We start from the raw sequence: 17539 nt of genomic DNA, 5'->3' as shown, positions 1-17539 counted from the left end.
TTTATTTTATCACTTAAATTACGCTACCGCTACGCGTCGATTCTTTGACGCTTACTTTCAAGATAATATATTATGTTCATTAAATGCTCCACATACAACAGATACTTCATCCTTGTAAATAATTACCACATAGTTTATATACTCGACTTTGTTATGCTTATTATATTGTTTTTGTAATTCCCCATATCATTCATTCAGGTCATTATCCAATAATTTTATAAGTTTGGTAAAATCAATATTTGTACTATTAGCATTTAATATTTTTAAATTCATTTTACATTCCCTCTATTAGTAACTTAATTAGTTATAGTAGAATGGCATATTAAAAAACCATCACATACAGAACATTTTTCAATATTCCATTATTCAATTTTTTGATAACAATCATATATATACACTAATTATGTCATACTAAGTTTTTATTCTCTAATAATTTCAATGGTATTATCCATTTTGTAAGATTATTAGACACATAACAATAAATTTACATATTATTAAAGTAATATACAAACATAATATTACTTCTGCTATAATTATAATACAATATATTTTATTGGAGGAAGTAAATATGAATTTAGCAATTTTATTAGGCGTTGATACTTACAAAATACCTGGTAATAATTTACCTGGCTGCATAAACGATCTGAAAATAATGTTTGAATTGTTATCAGGACTAAATAAATTTGATGATATTTTAGTTTTAAATCAAAATGAAGACAGTAAAATCGTAAAAAATAAAATAATAGAGTTTATAAAAAAATATAGTAATATTGATACTAATCCTATAAATGAATTTCTATTCTATTTTACTGGACATGGAAAAGCCGATGAAAATGACTTTTATTACATCTTATCAGACTACACTGAAACAAAATCTAAACAAACATCATTAGAAAATTCTGAACTAGATACTTGGATAAGACAATTAAATCCTAAAACCACTATAAAAATTGTTGATGCATGTTATTCAGGTATGCCTTATATAAAAGATACTAATTCTATACAAAAATTATTAGATAAAGCAAAAGGACAAATTAATGATTGTTACTTTATGTTCTCATCTAAAATTACTGAAACTTCTAAACAAAATAATTTAATTAGTTTCTTTACACATAGTTTTATAAATTCAGTAACAAATTCACCAATTGGAGACCTAAGATATAAAGAAATAATGGATTATATATTAGATTATTTTTCTAATATTGAAGACCAAACTCCTTACTTTGTTAATCAAGGTGATTTTACAGCAACTCTTGGTAATGTAACTAAAGAGCTACAAGAAAAACTTATGAAAACTTTCGATTCATTTAAAAATAATCATAAAAATGATAATAATGAAAAATCTGATATTAATCTTATAGACATAATAAAATCAGATTCTGAAAAATATTGTACTGAAGAAAATATGTTGAACAATATAGATAAACTTAAAACTTATATCGAAAATTATACTATTCAAAACCAAGAACTAAAAGAACTGTATAGTTGGAACCCCAACTTTTTCACCAGCTATCCAATACAGCTAGATACTTCAATAATAGGTAAATGGTTTAATAAAAACAATAATTATTTTGCAAAGCCAATTTATAAAAAAGAACCGTATACTGAAATTATACAAGTTAAAAAAACAAATCCATATGATAAACTTTTTGCTTTTTCTTTTGCAGACAATTATGAAGATAAAGAAATAACTAAATATAAGAATGTAATATCTGGATTTGAATTAACTCAATATGTACCATACAATAGCATTGAAATCTCATATATCCCCAATCTTGATAATTTGAAACGTTACTCCACTTTCATACTTTATGCATTCTCAAAAACAAATATTATTTTCTTTACTTATACCTCATACTATAAAGATCTAAATTGGAGTGAAATAGAATTTCAGTTAGATAGTAAATGGAAAAGTTATGTTATACCAGCTAAGGATTTTAGTAATGTGTCAGACTTTATTAATAATGCTATTATAAGTTTAGAAAAGAGAATTATTAATGAACTATATTCAGATTTTAATATATCCCCAAAAACTTGCTAAACAAAATTTAAGGTCGCTTGCTTGAATAAGCGACCTTTTGTGATAATCATAACAACTTCTCCATTAATAATTAATCAATGCTTTTAGATTAACCTAAAAGTCCTTGCATTAATTTTTTTCTGCCTTAAATTATATACAAATCTTTATATTAACAGGATTTATCATCAACCTTCTTCTAGAAGTAAAATAAGAAGGAGAATCTCCTCCAGTTCCATCTGGGTTTGGTTCTCCTCCATTATTTAGGTAACTTATTAAGTTATCATTTATATTAATCTCTATTGATTCTATATCTCTAGTTTTGTTTATGGTGATTCTAGAAATTAGCATATGCAGTAGCCTCTCTTTTGTTGTTCCTATTAATGTCTTGTGCTTATTTTCATTAATTTTACTTATTATCCTTCATTTATGATATGGTTCACCGTATCAGTAGTAAGTGATATCATCTTCTACATGCTTTTCTTTAATTCAACCAAAAACATTAACTCACTCTTTAAACTCATCTTTGATAGATACATTCCCATTCATGATCATTTTCAAAATAAGCACCACTCTCATCTAGAAAACCAACTTCTTCATTTTTATAAACGCTAGCAATAGCACTAACTATTAGATTATTTTCTATGTTTTCAACTTTTCTATAATTAAATCCAATTCTAAAAAAACCCAATTCCGTTTTCATGTTCCTATCACCAATGTTAACGTTAATATTAACTGCACTTTTACCAGAATTATAAATATGTATCATTTGCTTTTCTTTACCGTCATTTTTTTCATAACTCTTGAAATAATTTTCAACCAAATCTTTTTCTGAATTCAAGATTCTTTTAAGTCTAGCCAAATCATTTATTTCATTATAATTTACTTCTTGTTTGCTAATAATCCTTGAATATTTATTCTTACTATTATATTTTATAATGTCTAATAACCTATCTCTCAATTCTGTATGAAAATTTATTATTTTTTTTCTAGAAAACTTCTTTAAATCAATTTCATTATAACAACACATTGCTATTATAATGATTAATTGTTCAAGGGATGCCTGTTCCCTTTCATAACACAAATAGAAATATCTTAAAATAGCATTATCATTACTCATTGATTTACTAGAGCTATCTGATAATCCTAATGATAAAACTCCAAATTCATAAACATTTTCACGCCATTTATCTATTTCTGAAATATTCTTCTTCATTTTTCTTGTAATCTTTTTAGGTTTATTTTTGTTTTTATTTCGACTTAACTGTTCATATTTCTTTTTAATGACAGATTGACAATTGAAATCCAATTTAGCTCTAATTAAACTATATTGACCTGCCATCTCTAATATAAAATCAAATCCTAATTTATACATTGTCTCATAATTATTATTATCCAAATCACTATATTGCAACCGGATATAAATATCTGGTATTGTTAATGGAATCATCTTCTTTTTTATGTCATAGTACTTTCTAGTTTGATTAAATTCTTCAGTTGTTAAACTTAAAAATCTAATTATATTCCAAATACTACACATTATTATTCCATTTAATGAAGCATTAATTGGTAATATTTTTTTTCCACCTTCACTCTCAATATAAGTAATTTTATGATTTTGAACATAGTTTTCTTTAATGACTTCTATCTTTTCTAATGCTGCTAATCTACCTGTTGATAGCCAGAATAAATCCTTATCAGTAATTAAAGCATCCTTCATTTCAATTAAGAAAGTAACATCAATATTCTTTGCATATCCTTTTCCTGTATTTCTAATACTAATATCAAATATTTTTGATATTAGTGGTACTTGATAGAAATTAATTACTTTTCCTACTTCATTTATTTTAGAATACGCTTCTGGATTGTATATCTCCTTTGAATTCTCATCAAAATCAATTACTAAAAATGGTTTGATAGATTCTTTTCTACTTTCTCTTAATGTTATTAAAACCCCTGCTAATGTTCCTAATCCACCTAATATTCCACCCAAATAACTGCCTAAAAATGCAATCCAATTATCATTGCTAACTTTAGAATAAAAATTAGTATTTATTATAAAATTATTTGTAAAAATAGGTAGTAATATTAAGATTAATAAACTTATAAGCATTAGTAAAAAATACTTTATTTTTCTACGCATAATCATCACCTAATGTTATATATTTTAGAAAATCAATACAATTAATTCCATTTATAAATTTAATTGTATATTATTCACATATTATAACATATATCTAAATTAAAATTTTATTTAAAATAGGATTTATGTGTTATTTTATACAAATCTTTATACTTATAGGATTTATCATCAAATTTCTTCGAGAAACAAAAGAAGGAGCACCTCCTCCATTTCCATCTAGGCTTGGTTCTCCTTCATTACTTAGGTGAATTATTAAGTTATCATTAATATAAAGCTCTTATTAATTATTCTTTTTATGAGCATTTATAATTAATGTATCTCCACATTCTATCAATTCAATTTTTAGTTTTTTTAGCATTTCTAAAAAATCATATTCAATAGTATCATTAATTATATTAAAGTTATTCTTAACAATATCTAAAGTTTCTTGTTTAATACTTAGATTATTTGTACATATATCCATTGCTTTTTTAATGTATTCTTTAGCTTTTGGTATTCCTTTTAATTGATATAATGCCATAGCTATATTATTATAATCTAAAGCTATATTTTCATTGTCTTCATTATAAAGTGCTGAATGAATATTTAATGCTTTATCATAGTATTCATACGCCTTATCATATATGCATTGATCATAATAAATCATCCCTAAAAGGTTCATATTTAAGGCTACTTCAATGCTTATGCTTCCGTATAACCTTTCATTTATTTTTAAACAATTAAATGCATACAATTTAGAATTTTTATAATCTCCTTTTTTATATAGATAACCCCCTATAGCCTCTAAATCCTCTATTATAAAGTTAATACTTTTATTGTATATTTTTTTATCTATATTTAATGCTTCTTTATATAATTTCAAAACTTCATCTCTTTCACCAATTTCCTCTAAAGCAATTGCTAAATTAAATGTATATACTCTAACTGAAGGATGAATATCTCCTAAGATATTTTTAGCCATATATAACGCTTCTTTATATTTTATGACTGCATTTTCAGTATCTCCTCTCAATTTGAATATCATTCCTAAAGAATTTAGTTCATCTGCTTTTTGAATACTTTCTTCCCCATATGATAATTCATTTATTTTAATGCACTCTTTTATTAATTCCTCAGCATAATCTATATCACCTGTTTTAATTAGACATGATGCTAAATTAGACTTTTTTCTTGCTACTTCTGGGTGTTCTTCACCATAAAATTTTTCATCTATTTTTAATGCTTCTTCATACTTAGTCTTCGCTATATTATAATCTCCTTTTGTATATAAAATATATCCTAAATTATTTACACATCTTGCAAAATTCACACTATTTTCACCGTATTTTTCTTTACTTAATTCTATAGCCTCATGTACACATTCTAATGCAGTATCTATTTCTTTTAATGCACAATATCCTATAGACATATTACTTAATATTGTTGCTATAAATCCTTTGTTAAATTCGAATTCCAAGTATGATAGTTCTTTACTTTCATCAAATAATTTTATAGCCTCATAATACTTTCCACAATTTAGCTTTATTAATGCTAAATTATTTTTTGTTCGTGCTAAAACAGAATCAAACTCACCACTCTCATTCTCTAAAACTTCAATGCATTCCTCGTATATTTGTTCTGCCTCTTCCCACTCTCCAATATCTTTAAGTATTCCAGCCAATAAATTATTAATATGTTCTACTTTAATACTTTTCTTTCCATGATATCTTTCTGCTATAGATATACATTGCGTTATTCTTTCCTTTGCCTCATCTAACTGAATGTGTACTCGTAATATTAACGCTACCTTATATAACAAATCAATAATTACTTCCTCATCTATCTTATATTCCTCTATATTTTGTACAATTGAATATGCATGTGGCACTAACACTACAACATTTTCCCACTTTTTAGTTTCTTCCAATGTATTAGGTAATATCGAATTCATTAGAGCCACATCTATATAAATATATTTTTCTATTTCTTCAACTTCTTTTAATTCATCCTTAACCGATGCTTGTATTAAGCAATGTACAGATATATATTTATCACTAATGTTCAAAAGTGAATACATTTTTAATATCTTTATAGCTTTATTATATAATAAAATATCTATATTTTTCTCTAATCGTTCATTTAATAATATCAAATTATCTTTAATGAAATTAATAGGTATTCCATTTGAATCTAAAAAAGAAAGTAAATTAATTATTTCTATGCTTATTAATGAATCCTTCCTTATTTGGTCTAGACTAATTTTCCATACAATCTTCAATTCATTACTATATTCATCTGGAATATAATTTTCATCAAATAAATCAAGTTTATATGTATTATATAATTTTACATAATCATTTAATGAAATATCATTTACTTCCATATAAGCAGCAGCTTGTACTAATGCCAAAGGTAACTTTCCTAACAATATTGCTAAATTTCTACTGTTTTTTTCATCTTTTTGTTTAGTTATTTCTAACAAAAAATTAGTTGCCTCATCTTCAGTAAATTCCTCTAATATTATTGGTTCATTTTTAATCCAATTTAAATTTTTTGTAGTCACTACAATTTTTCCGTTATATGAAATAGGAATATATTTAATAATCTCTGCTGAATCATTGGCGTTATCAAATACAATAATCCACTTTTCATTATTATTTAGCCAATATATTACATTTCTAATTGTCTGCTGAATATCTTCTTCATTCACATTAATGTTCAAATCTTTTGCTAACATTAAATAATCATTTACAATATTTTCCCTTCTATCTGCTCTTATAAAATATATTAAATCATAATCTGATTTGTACTTCTCTAGATATTGGATTGTCAACTGTGTTTTCCCCACTCCTGACATTCCTTTAATTACTACCATATTTTGATTGTTAAATCTATTATTTATTTCTTCTATCTTATTTTTTCTACCATAGAAATTATCTGTTTTAGCAATAGGAACATAATGTAATTTAGTTAAGCCTCCTCTATCTCCGAAGTTGTATTTCTCAGTATCTACAACAGGAATCCTCTTTATATCTATATTATTTTTCTTTAAATAATCTTGTATCTTATATATACTTATTGCTTTTAGTGGTGATTTTCTAGGACTATTTTCTTCTTTTACTATTATTCCAACTATATACCCATTTATGATAAGGGGTGATCCTGAGCATCCTTCAAATGCCCCATTCCAATTTTGATCTAAATATTCCCCATCTAAATGAATATCATATTTTTTATTTTCAGTTTTCTCATTTTGGTAAACATTACCCCTTATTAATTCTTTTTCAAATATATTTCCTGTCCCCTGGAAAGCTTCAAAACAAGTGTAACTTCTCCACTTCATATCTTCAGATATCTTAAGTGCATTAATTTCTAAAAATCCACTCATATCAGTGGATACATTCAATTTTAAAATTGCTACATCACTTTCTTCATCACAATCAATTACAGTAGCTTCTTCACTCTTCATGCCTAATGTATCAAAAAATATTTTAATCTTAACGTTTTGTTCGTTATATTTTTTAATAACATGATATGCAGTTAAAAGTATATTTTTATTTATCAAAAACGCTGTCCCCAAATCTCCATCACAATCAATTCTCACAACTAATTTGCTTAGTTTAATATCAATATCCATTATTTCCCCCATCATATAACAATATCAGTTATATTACATTTTTTATTTGGAATATTACTTTCATTGGTGTAACAAATCTCATAATTATATTTTTCTTTCAACGATTTATTATTTATAAAATTTTTTATAGCTTTAGTATTATAATTTGATATTATCAACTTATGTACATCAGGATTACTAGAAATAATTCTTGCAATAGTTTTGTTCCCTGGATGATCAAATTTAAATCCATTTGTTGAAATTATAAACTTTTTACATTTAATCATATTCAGTAGTCTGACACTAGTATTACCATCACTACCATGATGTGATATTTTCACAGCATCAAAACAGATCTTTTCATTAGTATTGTTTCTATAACAATTTAATCCTTCTTCAATTATACTTGGATGAGAGTCAGCTAAAAATAAAATTTTTTTATCATAAAATTCTAGTATAAATGATATCGAACTACCATTAACTCTATCTTTATCTTCAATAAAATTTTCTTCACTGGCTAATTCTTCTATATCTTTTATTGATAATGAACAATCCTTCAACTCTGCTTTTCTAGTTACTTGGTTAGAATTTACCATTAGCAATTCGAATGCATCATCATATTCACTACTCTCTTTCAATTTATCCTTAATCCCCATCGCTAATAGTTGTTCCTTCCATACATCAATCAAATCATCTAATTTTCTTTGTGTTGGAGATAATATTATTATCTTAACCTCATTATTAATTATAATTTCACTTAATTTCCCAGAATCTGATTTCATGATTAAATTTTCATTCCATTTATATCCATGTTCTTTAATTAATTTACTTAATGTTAACCCCTGCTCACAACTAATATCATTTGATGAACTCACATATAATTCTTTGGGATATCTTTTAGAACATATTGATTTTAAAATAATTTTTTCTCTATCATTTAATTGTACTTTTTCAGCATCAATCTTAAAGTGTTTGACACTATTGAACCAAATCTCTTCAATATCAATTATATTGTTTTTTTTCCAGTTACCATTTTCCTTGAAAAACGGAATTCCGCCTGATATATGATCTGCATCTAAATGAGTAAAGACTAGCAAATTTATACACTCATTTTTATCTTTTAGATCTTTTAATCTATCTTTAGTGATATTATTATACGTACTTACGAATCCCATATCAATCATTATATTTGTTTTATTATTTCCTTTGCATGATACTAAAATACTTTCTCCATATGATGCTGGAAATAATTCTATATTTATTTCATTCATAGCGTACCCCCTTTAAACTAATATAATAATTTTTATTTAATCAATAATAATATTTCAACTCCCCATTATAGAAATAATCAATATCATAAATTTTATGGTTTATTCTCAAAATAAAAAAGACAAAGTATTTATTTCCAAATACCCTATCTTCATTATACTTTAAAACTTACAAAATTACTTTATTTTTACATAACAGCCTTAATAAAATTTATGAATAAACAAAATAAAACATAGAGTAATATAAAAATATTGTTCTTATTACTCTATGTCTTATATATTTTATACCATCAACTTTTAAACAAACTTTATTGCTTATCGCAAATACATACTTGTGACAATGCTAGTTATAATCATTATGACAATATTAATTATACTTTATGCCAATATTAATTATAACTCACAATATATTTTCTAATTCCTCGAAAATTATTCAACAGTTACAGATTTTGCAAGGTTTCTTGGCTTGTCTACATCACAGCCTTTTTGAACCGAAATGTAATATGCTAATAATTGTAATGGAATCACTGTAATAACAGGTAATAATATATCCTTGATCTTTGGAATATACATTGCTGAATTAACAGTTTGTTCAATTGCTTCATTTCCTTCAACTGCAAATCCAAGAACTTTAGCTCCTCTAGTTGTTACTTCTTTTATATTACTAACCATTTTTTCAAATAAATCACTTTGAGTAGCTAATGCAATAACAATTGTACCTTCTTCGATTAAAGCAATTGTTCCATGCTTTAATTCTCCACCTGCATAAGCTTCTGAGTGAATATATGAAATTTCTTTTACTTTTAAAGAACCTTCCATAGCCACTGCATAATCTAAACCTCTTCCTAAGAAGAACATGTCCTTATGAGCATAAGTTTTAGTTGCAAACTTTTGGATAACTTCTTTATGCTTTAACATTTCTTCAGCTAATTCTGGTAATTTAAGCATATCAGTTTTGATTGCTTCAATTTCTTCAGCTGGAGTAGTATTTAAGTTTTCAGCAAAGAATAATCCTATCATATACATTGTTAATAATTGAGTTGTATAAGCTTTAGTTGATGCAACTGCAACTTCTGGTCCAGCCCAAGTATAGATAACGTCATCAGCTTCTCTTGAAACTGAGCTTCCAACAACATTTGTAACTGCTATAACTCTAGCGCCTTGTGCTTTAGCTTCTCTTAATGCTGCTAAAGTATCTGCTGTTTCTCCTGATTGACTCATAACTATCATTAAAGTCTTATCATTTATTATAGGATTTCTATATCTGAATTCAGATGCAATATCTACTTCTACTGGTATTCTAGCAAGTTGTTCTATTGCGTATTTTCCTACAACTCCTGCATGATATGCAGTACCACATGCTACTATATAAATTCTATTTATATTTTCAATTTGTTCTTTTGTAATACTTATTTGGTCTAAAGTAATTGGACTACCTGGAACAACTCTAGCTGATAAAGTATCTTTAAATGCCTTTGGTTGTTCGTGTATTTCCTTGATCATAAAGTGTTCATATCCGCCTTTTTCTGCTGCATCAGCATTCCATGTTACATGGTGAACATCTTTATTAACTTTTTCTTTTTCTGCATCATATATTTCTATACCATCTTTAGTAATTACTAAAAATTCTTTATCGTTAAGATAGTATACATCTCTTGTATAATTTAATATTGCTGGAACGTCTGACGCAATAAAGAATTCTCCATCTCCTAAACCTGCAATTAATGGACTATCTTTTCTAACAGCGATAATTTTATCTGGCTCATCAATAGAAACAACACCTAAGGCATAGCTTCCTTCAAGTTTAGTAGTAGCCATCATTACTGCATCTAATAAATCACCTTTGTAGAAATAATCAATAAGGTTTGGAATAACTTCTGTATCTGTTTCTGATACAAATGTATATCCTTTTGTTTTTAACCATTCTCTTAAGTGTAAGTAGTTTTCAATGATACCATTGTGAACTATACTTATTGTATCTTTGTTATTGTTGTGAGGATGTGAATTTACATCTGATGGTTCACCGTGAGTTGCCCATCTAGTATGTCCTATTCCCATGTTTCCTGCTAAAGGTTCCTTCTCTAATTTTTCCTCTAAATTAGCAAGTCTTCCTTTACACTTACTTACAGTTAATTTTCCAGCTTCATCTAAGACAGCAATACCAGCTGAGTCATAACCTCTATACTCTAGTTTGCTTAATCCATTGATTAATACTGAAGACGCTTGTTTCTTTCCGATATAACCTACTATACCACACATAATTTTATTACCTGCCTTTCAACATTTATTTAATTGTTTAAGGCTTTTAGGTACCTCCAAGAGTCTGTTCCAAAAATCACTTCTTGGTTTTCTCTTGGTTTTCGGTAGTACCATACCGCAGGGCATCCGCCGAATTTTCGATACTCCCTGTCCTCGTCAACTTAAGTGAGACTCCAAATCTATGATTTGGCCCATCGAACTTACCCAGCGCAGTCGGGCAAGTGATAAGTGAGAATCTAAATCTTTGATTTAGTTCTTCGAACTTAGTTAATTAGCTTTAGCTAATTAACCCCCTTATAAAAGGTCTTCAGTCCAACTTATTCAGCAAAGCGTTTGTGAGTTGAGTTCCCTTTAAAAAGATTGTTGTTTAATAGATTTAATCTCTTCAACCTATCCACCTGAATCTTTTCCGCTAAAAACCCGTCCTACTTAATTCGCACTAAACTGAATATCACACCTAAGTTCTGGCGCTTTTCTTTAATTTTTAAAAGCCTACACTGTATTATATTATGGAATATTAATTTTGACAAATAATTTTTTATTAAATTTTTCTTAATATTATTTTTAATTCAATTTAAATAATAGATGTCCAAATACTCCTTTTATCATTAATTATTATAAAATTCTTCAAAAAATGCTATACGCCTCACAATCGTGAGGCGTATAGATTATTATTTTAATCCATTAATAAAGTCATCATATCTTCCACGATCTAAGAAATTTTTAACAGTGATTATAGTTGCATCACTTGATGCTGATTTTATTGCTCTTTCAACTAAGCTTTCTTGTGTAAATACTACATTTGCTGATTTTGGAATCTCATCAACTGGTGAATGTTCTACTGCGATATTAGTGATTCCTGCATCTTTTAATGCTTTTTTAAGTATAGATTCTCCCATTGCAGATGATCCCATACCTGCATCACATGCAAATACTATTAATCTTATATCTGATTTAGAAATTTCAGCTTTTGGAGCTGCTTGTCCTTTACTTTCAGCCTTCATTGATTTAACTTTTGATTGTGCTTCTTCTAAATCTTCTTCTGTTTCTGGGTTTCTCTTAATTATTACTGCTGCTACTAGGAAAGAAGCAACTGCTGATACTGCAACCCCTGCTAGTACTGGTAATAGACCACCTTTTGGAGCCATTGCCATAAGTGCAAATATACTTCCTGGTGAAGGTGAAGCTACTAAACCTGCATGTAAAGCTACAAATGTAAAGTCACCTGCTAATCCCCCTGCAATAACTGCTAATATTAATGCTGGTTTCATTAATACATATGGGAAATATATTTCATGTATCCCACCTAAGAAGTGGATTATTATTGCTCCAGGAGCTGATTGTTTTGCTGTACCTTTGCTGTATAACATAAATGCTAATAGTATTCCAAGTCCTGGACCTGGGTTTGGTTCAAGTAAGAAGAAAATTGATTTACCTGCTTCTTGTACTTGTTGTATTGCAAGTGGTGAGAATACACCATGGTTCATTGCATTGTTTAAAAATAAGATTTTAGCTGGTTCTACTATAAAAGCTATTAGTGGTAATGCTCCCATATTAGTGATTGCTTGTGCTGCACTACCAAGCCCTGTTGATATACCTGAAACTACTGGTTCAATAACTGAATAAGCTAGTAGTGATACTCCACCACCTATTATTCCTGATGAAAAGTTATTAACTAGCATTTCAAAACCTGTTGGAACTTTTCCATCAATTAACTTGTCAAACTTTTTGATTACATATCCACCAAGTGGCCCCATAATCATTGCACCAAGGAACATTGGAATTGAAGCTCCTACTATAACCCCTGCTGTTGCTATTGCACCAACAACTCCACCTCTTTTACCGTATACAATATTTCCACCTCTATAACCTATAAGCAGTGGCAAAAGGTACGTTATCATCGGTCCAACTAACTTTGCAAAATATTCATTTGGAAGCCATCCTGTAGGAATAAATAATGCTGTTATTAATCCCCAAGCTATAAATGCTCCGATATTTGGAATTACCATACTACTTAAAAAATTACCAAACTTTTGAATCTTTTCTTTGCCAGTTGATTTATTTCTTGTTTCTGCGATTTGCATATATGATTCCTCCTAATTAATTTGTTTTTAATATTCTCTACATTTATTATGATAAGGTATACAATACACTAATTCAATTTATACAAGTTCAATCTTAGGATACGTTTTCAATGTCAAAATTGAAGTAAAAAACTCCTTCAATTTTACCATAATTTTCGAATTTATTTTTAGTAATACTAAGGCTTAAGCCTTATAAACCTATAAATTTCTACAATCTCTTCACATGAGCAAAAAAGGCAGCTACTTAAAGTAACATTAACCTTACATTACCTAAGTGCCAGCCTTATTTTTCCCTAAACTACTTGTTATATTCCGCTTTTAAATCTTCATATTTCTTTACAATATCAGCTAATATAGCGTCATCTTCTGATATTCCAGTAATATCACTCACTGCTTTTTCAATTCCATTAGCCTTAATATTGTTTTGAATTCCTTGTGCTTTTTCGTCGTCTTCACAATCAAATAAGAATCCTGCTGCGATACCAGTTACAATATTACCTGCTTCAATATTTAGCTCATAGCAAAGCTTTAATGGTGTAACTAATCTATCATTAGCTGATAATTTTCTCACTGGATCACGGCCAACACGGCTTAATTCATCTTGAAGATATGCATTTTCAAATCTGCCTATTATTTTTTTAGAATACTTGTTTAATTCCTCAATATTTATTCCATGTTTAATGCTTAAGGCTTTTATTCCTTCATTATGGAAACCTATAGCTGTATTTCTTATAAATTCATCCTTTGTTACTGCTTCATGAATAAATTTGTATCCTTTAAGACACCCAATATATGCAATTGTTGCATGGGCACCATTTAATAAAAATAACTTTCTTTCAAGGTATGGCCCTAGCTTGTCTACATATTCTGCACCTTTTATTTCTGAGTTAATTTTTATCTTGTCTTTTTCTATATCCCATTCATAAAAATCTTCTACTGCAACATCAATTGGCAGCTCTTTTTCAATATTTACATTTGGTACAATTCTGTCAACTGCACTATTAGGAAACCCAACTTTTTCTTGCAAGTATTCAGTTAATTCTGCACTTGCCCCATCAAAAATAGCCTTTTTAAGAATATCAGTTGCAAATAGTGCATTTTCACATGCAATTATATCGAGTTCTTTTTTATTAACCTGTACTCTCGCTTCCAAAAGGTCTTTTAAAACCTTACCAGTACTAGTCAAGTTATTAGCACCTATAGATGTTGTTATTAAATCTGCTTCTGACACTGCCTTTTTTAGTGCTTCAATATCGTTTAAATGAATTGCACTAACATTTTTAACTTCTTCTTTACTTTCTGAATTACTTAAAGTAATAACTGTGTAATTTTTATACTTATTAATAGCATCCACTAAGAAATCAGAAATATCAACGAAAGTAACTTCATATCCTGATTTATATTGTAAATACCCAATAAAACCTCTACCTATATTACCAGCACCAAAATGAACTGCTTTCATATTACATTTCCCCCTCTTCAATAATTGCAATAATTTCTTCCTCAGACGTTGCCTTTCTAAGTCTTTCAACATTTTCTTCATATTGAACAGTTAATGCAATCTTAGATAATATCTCCATATGATCATCTCCAAGTCCTGCTATACCGATAACTATATATGCAGTATTCCCTTCACCAAAGTCTACGCCATTTGGATATTGGAATATAACTATACCTGATTTTTTAATTTGTTTTTTATATTCATTCATTCCATGAGGAATAGCTACTCCATTCCCCATAAATGTACTCACTTCATTTTCTCTTGCTTTCATACCTTCTATATAATTATCATTAACATAGCCATTTTTCACTAATAGCTTTCCTGCATTTTCTATAGCTTCAAATTTAGATACCGTATCTGCGTTTAGTACTATGTTTTGTTTTGTTAATATTTCCATGTTAAATATCCTCCTCTATGTTTACAATGTTTATTAAATAATCTCTAATGTCTTTTATATTTCCTAGTTTTAAAATATCAATAAACTCTTCACTTTCAATCAAAGCTACACTTACTTTACCTAACAATTGCAAAATGTAATGACTTTCTGAATTTCTTGCAAGCATTACTAAGAATGTATTTACCTCTTCATTGGAAAATCCTACACTTGCCATACGAAGTGGTTCTTGTAATCTATATACTCCTATTAGTGGAGTAGTTAATTCATCGCTCCTAGTGTGTATTAATGCCACATTTGTACCTGGCACCACTACGTTTCCTTTTTCCTCCCTTTGGAAAATAAGATCTCTTACTACCTTTTTATCTTTTACAAATCCTTTTTCTGAAATATCATCACAAATATAGTTAATTAACTCTGGAAAAGTACTAACCTCAGCTTTTTCCAATTGAAAATTCTTAACTATAGAATCTGCAATGCTATACTCATCACTTGAAATTTCATTTTCATTGTCCATACCTTGCATATCATTAAACTTATTTTGATTATTTACTTTTAAATTAAAGATAAAGTTACTCACCTTTTCAATATTTTCTTGTGTCATAAATGGAGAAACTTCAATAACATTATTGTTCTCCTTTGATGTCATAGGAATTGTGGATAATATCAAATCATACTTCTTTTCAGAAATTGCATCATTCAAATCGTATATTGATCCAATATTTATGCTTTCAATATCAGGGAAAAGTGATTTTATCTTATTGCTTAAAATCTTTGATGTACCTATACCACCTGAACATATAATAAGCACTTTCATTTTTCTTAAAATCAATTGTTGTCTTTGAATTGCAACATCAATGTGCATAGTTATATAACCCACTTCTTCTCTTGGAATTTTAAGATTATATCTAGAAAAAATTAATTTGCACTTATTATTAATTATCTTAAATAATTCTGAATAATGTTCTTCTATTTCATTTATTAAAGGATTTATAACTTTTAAACCAAGATTTAACATGTAAAAGCTTTGTTTAAAATGTCTAGCCAAATCTCCTATTAACTGCTCATCAATTGATAATTCCAAATTAACTTTTTTTGATACATCTGATACAAGTTCCATAACTGCATCTTCATAGTTTATCCCTGTCTCTCCATCCTTTGGATATAAATACTTATAATCACTTAAGTACAAATATAGATAAACCAACTCATCTTCTGGTAATACGATAGCTTTCTTTTTTAAAATCTCATTTAAAAGTAATATTCTTTGATAATCCTCCAAATTTGTAATGTCTTCTTTAACCTTTTGAGGCAATACTATACTTTCAGAATTCTCCTTCTTTTTAATTGATAATAATACCTGAATAAATAAGCTTAGGTATTTTACATCGTTTACTTTTAAATCTTCAAAATCGATTTCATTTAATACCTCTTTTGCCAATTCAACGATTTTTTTACCAAAAGTTATTTCAAAAAATGTTTTTACTCCAGCATCAAATTTTGTATTAGAAAAATAAGCTAATAAATCATCAAAAGATTTAAACTCAAATAATAGATCTACAAAAGCCATCCTTTTATTCCATTCAGAACCTTCAATAGATATACCATGACTTCTTTTCCTTAATAAACACAAATTTTTAGTAACAAGAATTTTTTCTATACTGTCTAAATCTAAACTGATACTTCCCATTACTACATTAAACTTATGACTTAAATAAGAAGCTTTAAGTGGCTCCTTGCTTACCAAAAGCTCACAAGCAATGATTATTTGTCTTTGCTCCTTTGTGAATAACCATTGTATTGGAACTGAATTTAATGATGTCTTTATTTCTTGTATATTTTCTTTTTTTCCTGAAATACTTAAATTCATTTCTTCATCATTAAATATTTTTACATTATATTTTTTTAAATCCGCATTAAGAGAAGAAATTTCTCTTAGTATTGTTCTAGCACTTATATTTAATTGCTTTTGAAGATTTTCTATATTTATAGAAGCTTCGTCCAATACCTTGTTTAGCAAAAACTGCTGTCTAGGCGTTAAGTCTTTCATATTAAATCACCTAACTATCTATTTATTTTTTAGTAATTACTATACTATAATCATATTTTATATTTTCTATCAATTCAATTTGAACAACTTCAAATTTAGGATACGTTTTCACTGTCAAATTTAAAATAACAAAAATTATTAATATAATTCATTGTTCTAGTTTCATTTATTTGTTTCTAGTTATTAAAAGTCTTAAGTTTTACTTACATAATTTATTCTTCCGTAATT

10 protein-coding genes are annotated in these 17539 nt (G+C 27.6%); 1 reads left to right on the top strand and 9 read right to left on the bottom strand.

Going from position 1 to position 17539, the window contains the following annotated elements; genetic code table 11:
- Positions 1-568: 568 nt before the first annotated feature.
- A complete protein-coding gene (locus GXK56_RS09945; RefSeq protein WP_160687303.1) occupies positions 569-2041 on the top strand; it encodes a caspase family protein in 1473 nt (490 codons plus the stop codon).
- A gap of 129 nt (positions 2042-2170) precedes the next feature.
- Here GXK56_RS09945 and GXK56_RS09940 read toward each other — a convergent pair whose 3' ends face one another.
- The 9 genes from GXK56_RS09940 to GXK56_RS09900 form a co-directional block, all read right to left on the bottom strand.
- Positions 2171-2368, bottom strand: coding sequence for a hypothetical protein (locus tag GXK56_RS09940; protein ID WP_160687302.1), 198 nt, complete (start codon positions 2366-2368; stop codon positions 2171-2173).
- Between the two features lie 169 nt (positions 2369-2537).
- Positions 2538-4160 (bottom strand): hypothetical protein, encoded by a 1623-nt coding sequence (locus tag GXK56_RS09935; protein WP_160687301.1) that lies wholly within the window; start codon positions 4158-4160, stop codon positions 2538-2540.
- Positions 4161-4440: 280 nt separating this feature from the next.
- A complete protein-coding gene (fxsT, locus tag GXK56_RS09930; RefSeq protein WP_160687300.1) occupies positions 4441-7776 on the bottom strand; it encodes an FxSxx-COOH system tetratricopeptide repeat protein in 3336 nt (1111 codons plus the stop codon).
- Positions 7777-7787: 11 nt separating this feature from the next.
- Entirely contained in the window at positions 7788-9026 is a 1239-nt protein-coding gene (locus GXK56_RS09925) for an MBL fold metallo-hydrolase (protein WP_160687299.1), read from the bottom strand.
- A gap of 426 nt (positions 9027-9452) precedes the next feature.
- The gene (gene glmS / locus GXK56_RS09920) at positions 9453-11282 is read right to left on the bottom strand and encodes a glutamine--fructose-6-phosphate transaminase (isomerizing) (RefSeq protein WP_160687298.1); all 1830 of its coding nucleotides are present in this window, start codon (positions 11280-11282) and stop codon (positions 9453-9455) included.
- A 671-nt stretch (positions 11283-11953) separates the two neighbouring features.
- Positions 11954-13366, bottom strand: a complete 1413-nt coding sequence (locus tag GXK56_RS09915) for a PTS mannitol transporter subunit IICB (RefSeq protein ID WP_160687297.1) — start codon at positions 13364-13366, stop codon at positions 11954-11956.
- A gap of 298 nt (positions 13367-13664) precedes the next feature.
- A complete protein-coding gene (locus tag GXK56_RS09910) occupies positions 13665-14828 on the bottom strand; it encodes a mannitol-1-phosphate 5-dehydrogenase (protein WP_160687296.1) in 1164 nt (387 codons plus the stop codon).
- Between the two features lies 1 nt (position 14829).
- Positions 14830-15264, bottom strand: a complete 435-nt coding sequence (locus GXK56_RS09905) for a PTS sugar transporter subunit IIA (protein ID WP_160687295.1) — start codon at positions 15262-15264, stop codon at positions 14830-14832.
- 1 nt (position 15265) lies between these two features.
- The gene (locus GXK56_RS09900; RefSeq protein WP_160687294.1) at positions 15266-17311 is read right to left on the bottom strand and encodes a BglG family transcription antiterminator; all 2046 of its coding nucleotides are present in this window, start codon (positions 17309-17311) and stop codon (positions 15266-15268) included.
- Between the last annotated feature and the right edge of the window lie 228 nt (positions 17312-17539).

This window comes from Clostridium sp. C2-6-12 (assembly GCF_009928485.1).
Taxonomy (GTDB): domain Bacteria; phylum Bacillota; class Clostridia; order Clostridiales; family Clostridiaceae; genus Clostridium.
The sequence above is the reverse complement of the archived record's forward strand: the minus strand, read 5'-3'. Positions and strand labels throughout refer to the sequence as shown.

Coding starts and splice junctions, on each gene's coding strand:
- GXK56_RS09945 (WP_160687303.1), top strand. CDS start 569: ATGAATTTAGCAATTTTATTAGGCGTTGATACTTACAAAATACCTGGT.
- GXK56_RS09940 (WP_160687302.1), bottom strand. CDS start 2,368: ATGCTAATTTCTAGAATCACCATAAACAAAACTAGAGATATAGAATCA.
- GXK56_RS09935 (WP_160687301.1), bottom strand. CDS start 4,160: ATGCGTAGAAAAATAAAGTATTTTTTACTAATGCTTATAAGTTTATTA.
- fxsT (WP_160687300.1), bottom strand. CDS start 7,776: ATGGATATTGATATTAAACTAAGCAAATTAGTTGTGAGAATTGATTGT.
- GXK56_RS09925 (WP_160687299.1), bottom strand. CDS start 9,026: ATGAATGAAATAAATATAGAATTATTTCCAGCATCATATGGAGAAAGT.
- glmS (WP_160687298.1), bottom strand. CDS start 11,282: ATGTGTGGTATAGTAGGTTATATCGGAAAGAAACAAGCGTCTTCAGTA.
- GXK56_RS09915 (WP_160687297.1), bottom strand. CDS start 13,366: ATGCAAATCGCAGAAACAAGAAATAAATCAACTGGCAAAGAAAAGATT.
- GXK56_RS09910 (WP_160687296.1), bottom strand. CDS start 14,828: ATGAAAGCAGTTCATTTTGGTGCTGGTAATATAGGTAGAGGTTTTATT.
- GXK56_RS09905 (WP_160687295.1), bottom strand. CDS start 15,264: ATGGAAATATTAACAAAACAAAACATAGTACTAAACGCAGATACGGTA.
- GXK56_RS09900 (WP_160687294.1), bottom strand. CDS start 17,311: ATGAAAGACTTAACGCCTAGACAGCAGTTTTTGCTAAACAAGGTATTG.